Source organism: [Clostridium] aerotolerans DSM 5434, from assembly GCF_000687555.1.
Lineage (GTDB): Bacteria > Bacillota > Clostridia > Lachnospirales > Lachnospiraceae > Lacrimispora > Lacrimispora aerotolerans.
Genome location: NZ_JHWJ01000004.1, coordinates 87,967 through 103,459, shown reverse-complemented (window position 1 = coordinate 103,459; position 15,493 = coordinate 87,967). Strand labels below are relative to the sequence as shown.

The 15,493-nt window shown below is 43.9% G+C and carries 14 protein-coding genes; 7 read left to right on the top strand and 7 right to left on the bottom strand.

Annotated elements, in window-relative coordinates; all coding sequences use genetic code 11:
* Positions 1-2: 2 nt before the first annotated feature.
* The 6 genes from T546_RS0107260 to T546_RS0107235 form a co-directional block, all read right to left on the bottom strand.
* Positions 3-2,609, bottom strand: coding sequence for a cation-translocating P-type ATPase (locus tag T546_RS0107260; RefSeq protein ID WP_026891046.1), 2,607 nt, complete (start codon positions 2,607-2,609; stop codon positions 3-5).
* Positions 2,610-2,677: 68 nt separating this feature from the next.
* Positions 2,678-3,430 carry an iron ABC transporter ATP-binding protein gene (locus T546_RS0107255; protein ID WP_026891045.1) on the bottom strand — a complete coding sequence of 251 codons (753 nt, stop codon included), beginning with the start codon at positions 3,428-3,430 and terminating at the stop codon, positions 2,678-2,680.
* Entirely contained in the window at positions 3,427-4,488 is a 1,062-nt protein-coding gene (locus T546_RS0107250) for an iron chelate uptake ABC transporter family permease subunit (protein ID WP_026891044.1), read from the bottom strand. Before T546_RS0107250 ends, T546_RS0107255 begins: the two co-directional genes overlap by 4 nt.
* Complete coding sequence (locus T546_RS0107245; protein ID WP_026891043.1) at positions 4,488-5,495, bottom strand: ABC transporter permease; 1,008 nt, start codon at positions 5,493-5,495, stop codon at positions 4,488-4,490. The genes T546_RS0107250 and T546_RS0107245 overlap by 1 nt, the downstream gene beginning before the upstream one ends.
* Positions 5,496-5,515: 20 nt before the next feature.
* A complete protein-coding gene (locus tag T546_RS0107240) occupies positions 5,516-6,562 on the bottom strand; it encodes a siderophore ABC transporter substrate-binding protein (RefSeq protein WP_026891042.1) in 1,047 nt (348 codons plus the stop codon).
* Between the two features lie 188 nt (positions 6,563-6,750).
* Entirely contained in the window at positions 6,751-7,425 is a 675-nt protein-coding gene (locus T546_RS0107235; RefSeq protein WP_026891041.1) for a DUF5680 domain-containing protein, read from the bottom strand.
* Positions 7,426-7,658: 233 nt separating this feature from the next.
* On the opposite strand from T546_RS0107235, the gene T546_RS0107230 reads away from it, so the two are divergent.
* From T546_RS0107230 to T546_RS0107210, 5 genes are all read left to right on the top strand, one after another.
* Positions 7,659-8,141, top strand: coding sequence for an S-ribosylhomocysteine lyase (locus T546_RS0107230; protein WP_026891040.1), 483 nt, complete (start codon positions 7,659-7,661; stop codon positions 8,139-8,141).
* A 94-nt stretch (positions 8,142-8,235) separates the two neighbouring features.
* Entirely contained in the window at positions 8,236-8,637 is a 402-nt protein-coding gene (locus T546_RS0107225) for an RrF2 family transcriptional regulator (RefSeq protein WP_026891039.1), read from the top strand.
* 52 nt (positions 8,638-8,689) lie between these two features.
* Positions 8,690-10,573 (top strand): anaerobic carbon-monoxide dehydrogenase catalytic subunit, encoded by a 1,884-nt coding sequence (gene cooS / locus T546_RS0107220; RefSeq protein WP_026891038.1) that lies wholly within the window; start codon positions 8,690-8,692, stop codon positions 10,571-10,573.
* Between the two features lie 11 nt (positions 10,574-10,584).
* The gene (locus tag T546_RS0107215; RefSeq protein WP_026891037.1) at positions 10,585-11,037 is read left to right on the top strand and encodes a 4Fe-4S dicluster domain-containing protein; all 453 of its coding nucleotides are present in this window, start codon (positions 10,585-10,587) and stop codon (positions 11,035-11,037) included.
* Positions 11,034-12,263 carry an NAD(P)/FAD-dependent oxidoreductase gene (locus T546_RS0107210; RefSeq protein WP_026891036.1) on the top strand — a complete coding sequence of 410 codons (1,230 nt, stop codon included), beginning with the start codon at positions 11,034-11,036 and terminating at the stop codon, positions 12,261-12,263. The genes T546_RS0107215 and T546_RS0107210 overlap by 4 nt, the downstream gene beginning before the upstream one ends.
* A gap of 300 nt (positions 12,264-12,563) precedes the next feature.
* Here the strand turns inward: T546_RS0107210 and T546_RS0107205 are convergent, their stop codons facing one another.
* Positions 12,564-13,025 (bottom strand): HD domain-containing protein, encoded by a 462-nt coding sequence (locus tag T546_RS0107205; protein ID WP_026891035.1) that lies wholly within the window; start codon positions 13,023-13,025, stop codon positions 12,564-12,566.
* Between the two features lie 404 nt (positions 13,026-13,429).
* Here T546_RS0107205 and T546_RS0107200 point away from each other — a divergent pair, with 404 nt between their 5' ends.
* Together T546_RS0107200 and T546_RS0107195 are read left to right on the top strand one after the other, a co-directional pair.
* A complete protein-coding gene (locus T546_RS0107200) occupies positions 13,430-14,131 on the top strand; it encodes a FadR/GntR family transcriptional regulator (RefSeq protein WP_026891034.1) in 702 nt (233 codons plus the stop codon).
* 1 nt (position 14,132) lies between these two features.
* Positions 14,133-15,482 carry an ABC transporter substrate-binding protein gene (locus T546_RS0107195; RefSeq protein ID WP_026891033.1) on the top strand — a complete coding sequence of 450 codons (1,350 nt, stop codon included), beginning with the start codon at positions 14,133-14,135 and terminating at the stop codon, positions 15,480-15,482.
* Positions 15,483-15,493 lie beyond the last annotated feature (11 nt).

Below are 15,493 nucleotides of genomic sequence, written 5' to 3'. Positions count from 1 at the left end.
TATCAATAAAGGCTTTCCCTTATGGTCTTTAACGCCTGGATAATAAGGGTGGGTATAAAAGCAAATATTAAAATCGTGAGAAACTGTCTTCCCGTCAAATCTGCCACATAAAAAAGGGTGTGAAGGCCGGGAATAAACAGTACGGCTGCAAGAAGCACAGCTCCTGCCTCAAAGGCCATTATACTCCATAGATTGCTCTTTAAGCCGATTTTAAAAATAGAATGGCTGCTTCGGCAGTTAAAGCCATGGAAGAGTCTTGCCAAGGTCAGGGTGGAAAATGCCATGGTGCTGGCTGCGGCTTCGCTTCCGGTAACTAGGCCGGTTCCGTAAGCTCCCATGGTAAAGATGGCTATTAAGGCTCCCTGAAAGAGAAGCTGAAGGACAAACCTCATGGTTAAGATTCCTTCCTTTGGATTCCTGGGCTTCTGAGCCAGCAAATCCGCCTCAGCCCGTTCCATGCCAATGGCTATGGCTGGCAGGGAGTCGGTCAGCAGGTTAATGAATAACAAGTGAACCGGAGCAAAGGGAAGGGGCAGACCCCTAAGGGAGGTGTAAAGAACACAAAGGATTCCTGCCATGTTTCCGGATAAGAGAAACTTAATGGCATTTCTTATGTTCCGATACACGTTCCGTCCATTGGCAACTGCCTTTATGATGGTCGCAAAGTTATCATCGGTTAAGATCATGGCTGAGGCATCCTTAGAAACCTCGGTTCCCATTTTTCCCATGGCAACGCCAATGTCTGCCTGTTTAAGGGCGGGAGCATCGTTGACTCCGTCCCCGGTCATGGCTACAATATGGCCTTTTTTCTGCCAGGCGCGGACGATTCTTATCTTGTGCTCCGGAGAGACTCTGGCATAGACGCTGATTTTCTCAAGCCTTCCTGAAAGTTCTTCGTCTGTCATATCATCAAGCTCCGGGCCGCTGAGTGCCATATCCCCGTCACTCATAATGCCGATTTTTTCTGCAATGGAGGCAGCGGTCACTTTATGATCCCCGGTGATCATCACCGGGCGGATGCCTGCCTTTTTGGCGTTTAAGACAGCATTCTTTGTCTCAGGTCTTGGGGGATCCATCATGGCTGCCATGCCTAAGAAGATGTATCCGTTTTCGGACTTCTCCGTCAGGGGCTCATTGTTATCGACTTCCCGGCATACAAAAGTGAGGACTCTTAAGCCCTGGGCAGAAAAATCCATGTTCTGCTCCATGAGGGCATGAAGATCTCCTTCCCGGACAGGGCGGATGCCTTCACTGGTCCAGATGCTTTTAAGCCTTGGAAGAAGGACTTCCTGGGCACCTTTGGTCAAAAGCATTTTCTTACCCTCAATGGGGTGAAGGGTGCTCATCAGCTTTCGATCTGAATCAAAGGGAATTTCCCCGATTCTTGGATAATGAGACTTAATGACGGCTTCTTCTGCTCCGGCCCGCTCTGCCATCTGAAGGAGGGCTGCTTCCGTGGGATCACCCAGAAGCTTTCCGTCGTGATATGCGGAATCATTGTTTAAAACCGCATCATAGAGCAGATATTTATGTACTGGAACTTCGGGGTTTAACATCTCCGGGGTATAAAGGCGGTTGTTGACATAGACCTGCTGGACTGTCATTCGGTTCTGGGTTAGGGTTCCTGTTTTATCGGAACAGATGACAGAAACGCAGCCAAGACTTTCCACTGCCTTTAAGTCCTTGATGATGGCATTTTCACGGGCCATTTTCTGGGTTCCCATGGCCTGAACGATGGTGACAATAGAGCTTAATGCCTCAGGAATGGCGGCTACTGCCAGAGCCACGGCAAACATGAGGGAATCAAGGACCGGCATCTTCCGGTATATGCTTAAGCCGAAGACCAGGAGGCAGATCAATAATATCCCTGCTGCCAGCCTGCTGCCAAACTGATCTAAGCTTACCTGAAGGGGGGTCTTTTTCTCCCCGGTATCATTCATTAAGGATGCAATTCTGCCGATTTCTGTATTCATTCCAGTTCCGGTGACCAGAACCTTTGCCCTGCCTGCCGCTACCAGAGAGCCGGAAAAGACCATATTGTTCTGCTCGGCAAGGGGTACCTTTTCTTCCCGGATTCTTCCTGTTTTTTTCTCTACATTAATGGATTCTCCTGTTAAGGAGCTTTCATTGACCAAAAGAGAGTAATTTTCAAGCATCCTTCCGTCGGCAGCCACCATATCACCTGCTTCCAGAAGAAGAATATCACCAGGCACCAGCTCTGCGGATAGCACCTGCTGTATGGTGCCTTCCCGAATGACTACGGCTACCGGTGCGGATAAGGCCATCAGGCTGTCTAAGGATTTCTCCGCCTTTTGATTTTCTACGGTTCCCAACACCGCATTCAGCAAAAGAACTGCAAAAATGACTCCGGTGCTCTCCACATCCCCGGATATCATGGAAATGACCGCCGCTATAATCAGGATAATGACCAGCAAATCCTTAAACTGGTCCAAAAAGACCTGGAATGCACTTTTTCGCTCTGCCTTTAACAGTGCGTTCTCCCCATACTTCTCTCTGCGCTTTATAATTTCTGCGGAATCCAGACCTGACCACTTTGCCTGAAGCTGAGACAGGGCTTCATCCTCCGATAATCGAAACCATTCTTCCATTCATGACGCTCCTTCCCATTACTCCTACTATGGTATGAGCCTCCCCCTTAATTTCATGAATGATAGAATCAATAAATTGCGATTGGCCCGCTAGGACCTTCCATAATATTTATGTCTGTTTCAAAGATATCCGTCAGAAGCTCCGGCTTCATAATATCTTCCACAGTTCCAAAAGCGGCAATCTGTCCGTTTTTCATGGCACAGATCCGATCCGAATACTGGGCTGCAAAATTGATGTCGTGAATCACAGTCAGAATAGTTCGTCCAAATTCATTGGCAGCATGTCTTAAATGCTTCATCATCTGGACGGAACGGGCAACATCTAGATTGTTCAAAGGCTCATCAAGAAGCACATATTCCGTCTCCTGGCATAAAACCATTGCCACATAAGCTCTCTGCCTTTGACCGCCGGAAAGCTCGTCTAAATACCGGTTCTCTAAATCACCTAAATCTAAAAAATCAATATATTTGGAAATAATCATTTCATCTTCCTTTGTCAATCTCCCCTTGGAATATGGAAAGCGCCCAAAGCCCGCCAGCTGTCTTACCGTCAGTCTGGTCACAAAATGATTTTCCTGCCGTAAAATCGTAAGTATTTTTGCCAGGTCCTGTGATTTAGATTGTGAAACATTCATATTGGCTACCTTGATCTGGCCTTCATCCAGATTTAAAAGTCTACCGATCATTAACAGAGCAGTAGATTTTCCAGCGCCATTTGGCCCGATTAAGGAAGTAAGACCGGCTTTTGGTATTTGAATATTTAAAGGTCCTATTTTTACTTCATCTGAATACTTTTTTTCAACATTAAGAATCTCAATCATAACGTTCCCTTTCTTAGCATGACTACTAAAAATGTAATTCCACCAAACAATTCGATGATGATAGATACAACCCCCTGGGCTCTGAATACATGATACATGAAAAAGTATGAGCCGGTTAAAACCAAAAAGCCTATGGCAAGAGCCATTGGGAACACATATCGGTGATCATAGGTCGGCACTGCCTGATATGTCATGGTGGCAACTAAAAATCCGAAGAACGTAAGGGGACCTACCAGAGAGGTTGAAATAGACATCAGAACCGAAACTAATACAAGAGTATATATGACTCCAGACTTATGATGAACCCCAAGGGAAGTGCTGGTACCTTTTCCAAGGGAGAGTACATTTAATTTTTTTGAATAGGCAAGAAGCAATATGGCGGTAATAATGACAATGGGTATGGCTACCGGGAAATACTCCGCATCTGCATTATTCACAGAGCCAAATAATCTTGCCTGGAGCACATCAAACTCAGACGGTGCCAAAAGCTTTCTCATAAAGGAGGATACCGACTTAAGCCCGGTTCCAATAATAATTCCCACCAAAAGCATAAGCTGCAAATTACCATACTTTCCGGATAGCAGCCAGCCATAAAGGATTAAGCACATGAGTACCATAATCGCCACCTGAAACAGAAACGGTCCAGTCCCTTTGAATTTTATAAATACACCGGCACCAAAAAAGAACATGGTACAGGTATGTATGGTGGAGTAAAGTGCCTCAAACCCTAAAAGCGAAGGCGTGAGAATCCGGTTATTGGTACTGGACTGGAATGCAACGGTCGCTAAGCTCTGACAAACAGCAGCAATGATCATCGCAATAATGGCGGTCAGCCTCCGTTTCACAATGGGAACAAAGGAGGGAGAACCCATGGGAACCGGATTGTTATAAACCAAAAGTCCATAGGTGGCAAGAGAACCTAAAACAATAAGTGTTATCAGCAATATCCAATAACGCGTCTCCTCTTTTCTGGAGCGAAACGCTTTGGCTGATCTGCTTCTATTATCAACTCCGGGATTCATCCCGGTATTTTTATTCTTATCTATAATTTCGCTCATCATAACTTCCTCTGTTTCAATAAAATCACGATAAAGATTACCGCACCCACAGTTCCAAGGATTAAAGAGACAGGGACTTCAAAAGGCATGATAATTGTACGGGAAATAATGTCGCAAAGAGTGATTGCTCCCATTCCCAGCACACATACCCAGGGTAAATTGCTCTTAAGATCATCTCCCCGATACATGGAGACAATATTGGGAACAATTAAGCCTAAAAACGGCAGATTTCCAATTACAGCCGCAACAATACCAACGGCTGCCGAAATAAGACCCGTGCCAAGGATTACAATTTTATTATAATTTACCCCAAGGCTTGTTGCCACATCTTCTCCTAATCCGGCTAAGGTCAACCGATCCGCATAGAAAAAAATGATGATATTAATAATGATAATGAGCCATAAATACTCATAGCGTCCGATCTGGACCGGGGCAAAAGAACCTACGAACCAGGTTTGAATGCTTTGTGTCATTTGAAAAAGGAGGCCAATAAAGGTGGAAATTGAGGAAATGACGGCTCCCAGCATCATTCCTATGATAGGAACGATTAAAGACGAGCGAAGCTTGACCTTTCTTAAGAAAAGAAAGAAAATCATAGTACCTATAAAAGAAAAAAGGATAGCGCCGGCCATTCTCTGCATCAGAGTCGGTGCCGGTATTACCAGATAAACAAAAACAAGCCCCAGGCCTGCCCATTCAATGGTGCCCGTTGTAGTCGGTTCCACCATACGATTCTGTGTAATCAGCTGTGTTACCAGCCCCGCCATGGACATGGCTGCCCCGGTGAGCATGAGTGCCGCCGTTCTTGGAACGCGTGTAATAAAAAACATCTGAAGTCCATCCTCTTGTCCCTTGATATCATATACCCCTGTAAAAAGTGATACGATACCTAACATGAGGACACAGATGACTGCCAAAGTAAAAGATTTTGTCCATGTCTTATTAGAACAATTCTGGGGCTGAGAATTCTCAGCCCCTGTGCTTTTATTGATTCGATTTTTCCGCATTATGGTATACATCCTTTATCCTACTTGGTCAAAGAAGTGGCAAGGTTATCAAATAACTCTATAAAAGTCTGGATGGATTCGTTGGTATAGGTATCGTTTGGTGCATATACTACCTGTCCCTTGGTAATCGCTGTCGTGTTTTGAAGCGCTGGAGAATTGTTTATGACATCCTGAGCAGGAACCGCATCCTTTGTGGAAGAGATTGCCGCATCACGGTCCAGTACAAAGATCCAGTCTGGATTGCTCTGTGCAATTGCTTCTACAGAAATATCATCTCCCTGATGGTCAGAGGTAGCACCGCTCACTTCTAAGGCTGAACTCCAGCCAAACACTTCATATAAAGGACCCCATACACGACCGGAAACAGGTGCTGAAAAACCAATGTCTCCACCGGAAACTACAACACTCATAATTTTGTCGGTTCCATTATAGGCTGATTTTGCCTTCTCAATTGATTGATCAAAATCAGCAGTCAATTTTTCCGCTTCTTCATTCTTATTAAAAATCTTACCTAATGCGATGGTGGAATCTTTCAGGCCAGTTACAAAGCTTTCGCCAGACTTACCAGCCTCTTTTGAAACCTGGAAGCTAAGATCAACTACTGCTGCATTTGGAACTAATTTCTTTATCTCTTCATAATAACTGGCAAATCTTTGACCCACGATTACAAGCTCAGGATCTGCTGCTGCAATGATTTCAAGATTTGGTTCACTGTGGTTTCCAATATCCTGAACCTCACTGTCTGCTACATAGGGTGAATCTGCAGGCATAACTCCTTTTGGAACTGCTGCTAACTTAATTCCCCAATCGGATAAAGTTTCAAAGGTTCTATTATCCAGAGCTACCACTGTCTTTGGATTGACAGGAACAGTAACCGTTCCATGGATATCAGTAACTTCCACTGTTGTAGCTTCTGCTGCTGTGGTTTCCGCTGTTGTTGTTTCAGCGGATTCCGTTGCGCTGGTTTCCGCAGAGGTCGTGTTATTGCTCTTGCTTTGACAGCCCGTAAGTGCTAAGGCAAATACTGCTGCTAAGACAGTTAACTTGGGTAAAAATGATTTTCTCATAATATCCTCCTAATTATGTGATTATGGGCAAATTACGATTTGCAGTTTTATTGACTAATTTAAATTAGTCTAAACTAACTCATTCCGCAGTTTACCATATCAGACCATAATTGTCAACCGCCCGCTTTCTATCATAAAACCTTAATCTTACCTTGCGACAGAACCATTTATTTGCTGTCATCTTTTACTTATTTTATTGCTCCACCATGGAAATAGCATTCATATACAGGCTGATTTTTGTAACTGATTTCCTCATGGCCCTGAAACCAATCCATATCACCAGTCAGCTTGCAGCTATAGATATAATCATTCTCCTGATAAAATGCTGGTCCTCGAAATGGCTTATCTTCCGGGACCAGAAGAAGGGCCGCTTTTAAAATATCGCTATTAAAGTTCTGGTCCAGGACTCTTCCGCAGTAATTCATGGAAAAGATAGGAATCCCTTTTTGAAAGACGGCTTCTTCCCCTGAAAAGCATTCTCCTCCAAGATACGTATCATAATAGAGAAGATCCCCTTCCTCATATCTTAAATCATGGGAATTCGGTCTGGTTGGTTCGCATTCTCCTGCTTTTGCCGCATAGGTTTCCTTTTTTGCCTGAATCATAAATTTGACTACTTCTTCTTTTTCATAAGGAATCTGCCCGACCAAAGCGGTGGTACAGTTGTTGTTATCCTTCACCAGATGGTCGATGGTCACCCTGAAAAATTCTGAAATTGCAATGATATTTGAGATATCAGGATATGCCTGCCCGCTCTCCCACTTGGCTATGGCCTGCCTGGATACATTTAAATGCTCTGCCAGTTCCTCCTGAGTGAGACCCTTACTCTTTCTTAATACAAATAATTTTTCTGAAAAAATCATTGGAACCTACCTCCTTGCTTTTTTAATATATTACCATAGAGTGGTACCGTTCTTACATGGCCTTACCGTTGCATTCCTGCTACGTTTTGTTGCTTTTATCTAAAAATCACTTTATTTTACATGTATTTGCATTAACGGTTGCAGAAAATCGGAATTTTTATTATAATTTCACCATAAGAAACCATAAATGAAACCAATGGAACCCATCACCATATAAGAAAGGATATGACAATATGGAAAAGATCACAAGCTTTACCATTAACCATTTAAAGCTTCTTCCTGGCATCTACGTCTCCAGAAAAGACCAGGCTGGAGATGCGCTTATTACAACATTTGATATCCGCATGACCCGCCCTAATTTTGAACCGGTGATGAATACCGCAGAGATTCACACCATCGAGCACCTGGGTGCTACCTTTTTAAGAAATCATGAAACCTACAACGAGAAAGTAATCTACTTTGGACCAATGGGATGCCGCACCGGCTTTTATCTTCTTCTTAGCGGAGATTATAAATCAAGAGATATTGTGCCTCTCATGACTGAAATGTATGAATTTATCCGGGATTTTGAAGGAGAGGTTCCAGGAGCTTCTGCAAGAGACTGTGGTAACTATTACGATATGAACCTTAACATGGCGAAATACTTAGCCAGAAAGTTCCTTGATACTGTCCTTTATGGGATTGAGGATGAACATCTTCTTTATCCGGAATCATAAGCCATTCTCCCCGCTTCGGCGGGGGAATTTTTGCAACTGATAAAACTTGACCATTTAGGTACAGTATGTTAATCTTATAACGTGGAGGTGTTACATGCTGATAACGAAAGAATGTGACTACGCAATACGCATCATCCGGGCACTGTCAAATGGGGAGACAGACAGCATTCCATCCATCAGTGAGAGGGAACAGATTACTCCTGCCAATGCCTACAAGATTGCCAGAAAGCTTGAAAAATCAGGTTATATTAAGAGCTTTCGGGGAAGTGCAGGGGGATATGCCTTAAATTGCGATTTGGAAACAACAACTTTATACGATATTATTTCAGTGATTGACCCAAAGATGCTGCTGATTGAATGCATGCAGGCCGGTTACGATTGTCCCGTCCATTCCCATAAACGTCCATGTCACGTCCATCGGGAATTCGCAAGAATCCAAAAAAATTTAAACCAGGATTTAAAGAAATTTTCCCTGGCTAAAATTTTGGCTGAATAATTTTTTGGCCGAATCTATACTAAAATAGTTAAGTTTCATAAGGAGGAAGAAAATGAATCAATGTTATGGATGCAACACGTGTGAAAGCGCTGACAAGCCACTGGAAAAATTTATTTCCGCACTGCCGATGGAAACATCCCATCACCGTGTGGAAAAACAGAGTACGAAATGCGGTTTCGGACTCCAGGGCGTATGCTGCCGCCTTTGTGCCAACGGACCATGCCGGATTACACCAAACGCTCCAAGAGGAATCTGCGGTGCGGATGCGGACACCATCGTGGCAAGAAACTTTTTAAGAGCGGTTGCCTCAGGAAGCGGCTGCTACATACATGTAGTGGAGAACACTGCACTCAATTTAAAGAAGACAGCTCAGGCAAAAGGCGAATTAAAGGGTATGGAATCCTTAGAGCATTTGGCGGAGCTTTTTGGCGTTAAGGAGGCAGATGTTTATAAGAAGGCAGAAAAGATTGCCGATGCGGTTCTCTCTGATCTCTACAAGCCGGAATACGTGGAAATGGAGCTGACCGAAAAGGTCGCTTACGCTCCCCGTGTGGCACGCTGGAAAGAGCTTGGCATTATGCCTGGCGGTGCTAAAAGTGAGGTATTTAAAGGGGTTGTTAAGTGCTCCACCAACTTAAACTCCGATCCTCTGGATATGCTGGTCGACTGTTTACGCCTTGGCATTTCCACCGGCATCTATGGACTTACACTGACGAACCTGTTAAATGACGTTTTACTTGGACAGCCGCAGCTTCGTTTGGCTCCCGTCGGTCTTCGTGTCATTAATCCGGATTACATAAACATCATGATTACCGGCCATCAGCATACCATTTTTGTGGATTTACAGGAAAAGCTCATCTCTCCTGAGGCCGTGGCTAAGGCAAAGGCCGTTGGTGCCAAGGGCTTTAAGCTGGTTGGCTGTACCTGTGTGGGTCAGGATCTCCAGTTAAGAGGCGCCCTTTATCCAGAAGTTTTTGACGGCCATGCAGGCAACAACTACACCAGCGAAGCCGTTCTTGCCACTGGTGCCATTGATGCGGTCCTTTCTGAGTTCAACTGTACCCTTCCTGGCATTGAGCCGATTTGTGATGAATTAAAGATCAAGCAGATCTGTCTTGATGATGTGGCTAAGAAATCAAACGCAGAGATGATGAAATTTGATTTCGAGCACAGGGAAGAACAGAGCGAAAAGATCATTGATAAGGTCATTGAAGCTTATACCGAAAGACGTGGCATCGTTCCTCTTAACTTATTACCGGAACACGGAAACGACAATACCTTAACCGGTGTCAGTGAAGGTTCCTTACGAAACTTCTTAGGGGGAAACTGGAAGCCGCTCATCGACTTAATTGTGGCTGGTAAGATCAAAGGAATCGCAGGCATCGTGGGCTGTTCTAACTTAACCGCTGGCGGACATGATGTGCTGACGGTGGAGCTGACAAAGGAACTGATCAAAAGAGATATCATTGTCCTGACTGCCGGCTGTTCTTCCGGTGGTATTGAAAACTGCGGCCTTATGACTCCGGAAGCGGCTGAGCTTGCTGGTCCTAACTTAAGAGAGGTATGTAAAGCTCTTGGAATTCCTCCTGTGCTGAACTTCGGCCCTTGTCTTGCCATCGGACGTCTGGAAATCGTGGCGACGGAAATTGCGGCGGAGCTTGGCGTGGATCTTCCGAAGCTTCCTCTGGTCCTTTCTGCTGCCCAGTGGCTGGAAGAGCAGGCGATTGCGGACGGCTGCTTTGGTCTTGCGCTTGGACTTCCTCTTCATTTAGGCTTACCGCCATTTGTAACCGGAAGCGACGTAGCTGTTAAGGTCCTGACAGAAGGCATGAAGAGCCTGACTGGCGGACAGGTGATCATTAATCCGGATGCAAAGGAAAGTGCTGATATCCTGGAAACAATCATCATGGAGAAGCGTGAGGGTCTTAATATATAGGAGGTTGGCTTATGAAACGGATATTCATTGATGCAGCCAAATGCGATGGCTGCAAGAATTGTTTTATAGCATGCATGCAGGCACACCGGACGGATGGGGGTTCCGTTTACGACTTAAAGCTTTCCGATCCTCATAATGAATCCCGCAATCACATTGAAAAGGGCAGAAACGGGGGCTACACCCCAATCTTCTGCCGTCACTGTGACCAGCCGGAATGCGTCATGTCCTGTATGAGCGGAGCACTTACAAAGGATAAGGAAACAGGACTGGTGCTTTATGATGAATCCGCATGCGGTTCCTGCTTTATGTGCGTGATGAACTGCCCTTACGGAGTTTTAAAGGCGGATACCAGTACAAGGACCAAGGTAATCAAGTGCGATTTCTGCGCGGACCAGGGATTTTCTCCAAGCTGCGTAAAATCATGCCCAACGGGTGCGATCTATGTAGAGGAGGTGCAGGGATGACTCATGTAATTATCGGCGTCGGAGCTGCCGGAATCACCGCAGCAAAGACCATCAGAGAGCTGGAGCCGGATGCCAGGATCATTATGATATCTCCAGATGAATACGTCCATTCCCGGTGTATGCTACATAAGTATTTAAGCCATGAACGGGATGAAAAAACTCTCTCTTTTATACCGGAAAACTTTTTTGATGCTTTCCACATCACCTGGATTCAGAAAAAGGCAGTATCCATTAACACGGCCCGTCAGGAAGTGATGCTTGAGGATGATTCAAGGATTTTATATAACCGTCTCCTCATCGCCACCGGTGCTGACAGCGTGATTCCACCCATTATGAATTTCAGGGAGGCCAAAAATGTATTTGGACTTCGTAATCTCTCCGATGCCCAGAACATCAGAGCCTGTTCTGAAAAAGCCAACAAAATCCTGGTTGTAGGCTCCGGGCTTGTTGGTATGGATGCAGCCTATGCCTTCCTGGAACAGGGAAAGGACGTGACCGTCCTTGAAATGGCAGACAGGATTCTTCCAAAGCAGCTTGATGAGACGGCTGGAAAAGCTTATCAGAAGCTGTTTGAAGAGCATGGGTGCAAATTCATTCTTGGCAGAAAAACCGTTTTAAGCACCATGCCGGAAACCGATGAGATTACCTCTGTCATGCTTGATGACGGATCTCTCATTGAATGCGATATGGTCGTGGTGGCCGCTGGTGTCAGCCCCTCAGTCGAATGTGTAAAGGGAAGTGACATTGCTATCGACCGGTTTATTCAGGTGGACGATTATTTAAAGACGTCCTGTGACCATGTGTATGCTGCGGGAGATGTGAATGGAATCGCCGGAATCTGGCCAAATGCCATGAAACAGGGGAAGACGGCCGCTTATAATATGTGCGGTCAGAACATGATTTACGAAGACAAATACGGTATGAAAAACACCATGAATTTTTATGGGCTCACTACCCTTTCGCTTGGAGACGGCATTGCAAAGGATAGGGATGAGGTTATTGTTCGGGAAGATTCTGTAAGTTATAAGAAGGCGATTCTTAGGGATGGCTGCTTATCGAGTATCCTCATCCAAGGACCTATCGATTACTCCGGGATTTATCAGTACCTGATTAAGAATCGTATTTGCCTGGATTCTGTAAAGACAGATATTTTCCATCTTTCCTTTGCGGATTTTTATGGAATTGATGGGACTGGGCAGTTTACGTATCAAGTGGCTGGGATTTAATGATAATAGAATCTCATAATTTCACACTCTGGTGCCTTTTAGCTCTGATAATTTAGTCTCCGGTAGTTTAGACTCTGGTACTTTTATTATTTAATTTATAATTGAGTATTAAAAAACAACTATGGAAATTGCTTTATACTGATTTGACTTTCTTTAAAAACACCAAAATGCCCCTATATAGGAGAACATGAAAGTGTCCTCTATAGGGGCATTTTGGTGCCATCTCTATGATACGATTATATCTATTACCATCATAAATTCCTTAGGTGACAGCCCTATCATTATCATTAACCTTACCCCTTAAAGCCCAAACTCTGCCTTTAACTTCTCATATCTGGCTTTTTCTTTCTCAGCCACCTCGAAAAGAGGATTGTAAAAACAATGCTGCATCACATCTCCATCAATCAATATCTCATCAAAGGAATCATGCTCTTTTCCTTTACTGCTATGGTTATAGATTGCACGGCAGATTAAATCCATTTCCTGAGGTTCAAATACAGATAGAGACTCCAAAATCTCCCTGGCCATGACCGAGCCTTTATGAGCATGATCACTGGTATCCATAGCTGTATAGGAATAGATGTCATGAAGCATACCTGCAATCGCAGCCAGTTCTGCATCTTCCTTTCGTTTTATTGCAATTAGGGTACAGGCCTGAGAAACTCCATATAAATGTATGTAACCGCATCTCCTATATTCTGGATCCGGCACCATTAAAAGCACTTTGTCTACGTATTCCCTGACTATTTCTAATCTGTTCATGACGATTCTCCTATTATCTGTTTTAAGTAAAATTTTTAGAAGTATATCATTTTTTCTGTTAGTATACAATTTAAAATTTCATGTCTTTTAACTATGATCTGAGTAATTATTTGATTTCAAATTCCCCTCTCCTGTTTTTGTAAACGGAATGAACATACCAATTGGTATGATCTATTTGAAAAGGTATGATGAATTTTTCTGAAATAATATACATTTTAGACAAATAAAACTAAAAACATTGTTATATAATAATGAATTTCAGAATAAATGCAAGAAATGTGTTTACATACGTCATATGTTATGCTAGCCTATGGTTATAAGCCAGGACATAATAACCAAACATTAACGCATAATCGCAACATTTATATGCATTTTGTCCATATGTAATAAAAAAGGAGTAGAGTATGCGCAGAAATTCAAATGAATTGCAGAACATTGATGTACTTCCTATGGCAACGGCACAAAAGGTAAAAACAATGATAATACAAAGGGAAATGAAGCCTGGTGACAGACTTCCTACAGAAAAGGATTTGACATTGCTGTTTGGGGTGAGCCGTTCTACCTTACGAGAAGCCATGAAGTTTTTAAGGGCTGAAAATGTTGTAGTCATACGTCAGGGAAGCGGAACCTTTGTCAGTGCGGGAACGGGAATTGGAGCAGATCCTCTCGGACTTCACTTTACCGATCAGAGATATCTGATCAAAAACCTTTTTGAAACTCGTATGCTGATTGAACCTCAGATTGCTGGATTGGCCGTACAGAGAGCTACGCCCCAGGATATAAAAAATCTGGAAAGACTGGTTGCGGAAATGGATCAGATTCAGATCAACAGCGCTTCTACGGCAGAAATGGATGTTCAATTCCATACTGCGGTTGCTGAATGTACTCATAATGAGGTGCTGATCCGGGTGGTCCCTATTATTAATGAATCCATCCGGCGCAGTCATGTGGAAACCCATAATGACCTGGAGAGCTTTAAACGGGCAAAACGAAGCCACAGGGGTCTATATAAAGCAATCGCCAGCGGCAACTATATGGAAGCTAAATTTCTGGCAGAAAGACATGTATGGGAAACATTAAATGATGTAAGGGAGAGGGAGGATTAAAATGAAACAAAAATCACTTAGCAAGAGAACAATTGCATTAGCCATGGCAGCCCTTATGGCGGCAGCTACAATGTCAGGCTGTTCTACAGGCGGCAAAGAAAGCAAGAATCCATCAGAGACAACGAAAAAAGAAACAGCTGCGACTGCTGCTTCCGAGGCAAAGGCCGGACAGGCACCTACAGGCGAAATAAAGCCGTGTACCATTAAATTCCGCTACTGGGCAGATAATACGGATTATTCCCAGCTCATGCAGGATATCATTAAAAAATTCAATGAGGAAAACGGAAAAGGAATTACGGTGGTTGGCGAGGAAAGCCCATGGGATGGAGGCGCATATTCCGAAAACCTGTTCAATACAAAGATGGGAGGAGGAGATGTGGACTGTGCAACCTGGAAGTTAACTTCTACTCCATTATTTGTTAATAATGATCTCCTGGCTGATTTAACACCATTTATTGATGCCTGGGACAAGAAAAATGACATTGACGAAAACATTTATAACATTATGGTAGAGGCTGGAGATATGGAACGCATCTATGTAATGCCGTGGAATATTCAGGTCTTGTATGTTTATTACAGACCATCTGTTTTCAAGCAGGCAGGAATTGAGGTTCCAAAAACCTACGAAGAATTCTTACAGGCAATTGAAAAATGTACCTTGGACACAAATGGGGACGGAAAGACGGATATATACGGCTTTGGTATGAGAGGCGCTAAAGGCGGACAGGAGCCGTGGGGCAGTTTTATTTATGGACGCGGAGGAAGCTTTAAGGATTTAACGACTCCTGAAGCAGAACAAGGTATGCAGGATTTTATCGATATTTATAAAAAAGGATATGTACCTCCTACCGCTGTCAGCGACGGATTCAGTGAAATCATTGCTAATTTCCAATCAGGGCTGACCGCTATGACCATTCACCATACAGGATCCAGCAAAGATATGGAGAAAGTATTTGGAGACGATGTATCTGCTTTCCCATTCCCCGCAGGGAAAGGACAGTGGACCTCTATGGGAGATACGGAGACAGTCATATTTAACTCCTGTGAGAACAAAGAAGCTGCATTTGAATGGGTATCTTATCTGGCGGCAGGAGAAGGTCAGAAGATGTGGTGTGAGGGAACTGGAAATGTTCCTGTAAGCAAGAGCATACAGGCCTCTGATTTCTTCCAGAACAACCGTTTTATGAAAGCCTCAATTGACGGACAGGGTTATGCGGGTATTGTTCCAATTCTCGATACCACTACAGAATGGATTTCCAGTCTTTGGCCAAATACGGTTTCACAGGCGCTCACCGGAAGCATCACTGCAAAACAGTGCATGAGAACCTTACAGGATGGACTTTATCAATAAGCTGTTTCTAT

Excerpts from the sequence above, each read along its gene's own strand:
- T546_RS0107200 (WP_026891034.1), top strand. The coding sequence starts at position 13,430 with ATGCGCAGAAATTCAAATGAATTGCAGAACATTGATGTACTTCCTATG.
- T546_RS0107255 (WP_026891045.1), bottom strand. The coding sequence starts at position 3,430 with ATGATTGAGATTCTTAATGTTGAAAAAAAGTATTCAGATGAAGTAAAA.
- cooS (WP_026891038.1), top strand. The coding sequence starts at position 8,690 with ATGAATCAATGTTATGGATGCAACACGTGTGAAAGCGCTGACAAGCCA.
- T546_RS0107230 (WP_026891040.1), top strand. The coding sequence starts at position 7,659 with ATGGAAAAGATCACAAGCTTTACCATTAACCATTTAAAGCTTCTTCCT.
- T546_RS0107235 (WP_026891041.1), bottom strand. The coding sequence starts at position 7,425 with ATGATTTTTTCAGAAAAATTATTTGTATTAAGAAAGAGTAAGGGTCTC.
- T546_RS0107260 (WP_026891046.1), bottom strand. The coding sequence starts at position 2,609 with ATGGAAGAATGGTTTCGATTATCGGAGGATGAAGCCCTGTCTCAGCTT.
- T546_RS0107210 (WP_026891036.1), top strand. The coding sequence starts at position 11,034 with ATGACTCATGTAATTATCGGCGTCGGAGCTGCCGGAATCACCGCAGCA.
- T546_RS0107195 (WP_026891033.1), top strand. The coding sequence starts at position 14,133 with ATGAAACAAAAATCACTTAGCAAGAGAACAATTGCATTAGCCATGGCA.
- T546_RS0107205 (WP_026891035.1), bottom strand. The coding sequence starts at position 13,025 with ATGAACAGATTAGAAATAGTCAGGGAATACGTAGACAAAGTGCTTTTA.
- T546_RS0107245 (WP_026891043.1), bottom strand. The coding sequence starts at position 5,495 with ATGCGGAAAAATCGAATCAATAAAAGCACAGGGGCTGAGAATTCTCAG.
- T546_RS0107225 (WP_026891039.1), top strand. The coding sequence starts at position 8,236 with ATGCTGATAACGAAAGAATGTGACTACGCAATACGCATCATCCGGGCA.
- T546_RS0107240 (WP_026891042.1), bottom strand. The coding sequence starts at position 6,562 with ATGAGAAAATCATTTTTACCCAAGTTAACTGTCTTAGCAGCAGTATTT.
- T546_RS0107250 (WP_026891044.1), bottom strand. The coding sequence starts at position 4,488 with ATGAGCGAAATTATAGATAAGAATAAAAATACCGGGATGAATCCCGGA.
- T546_RS0107215 (WP_026891037.1), top strand. The coding sequence starts at position 10,585 with ATGAAACGGATATTCATTGATGCAGCCAAATGCGATGGCTGCAAGAAT.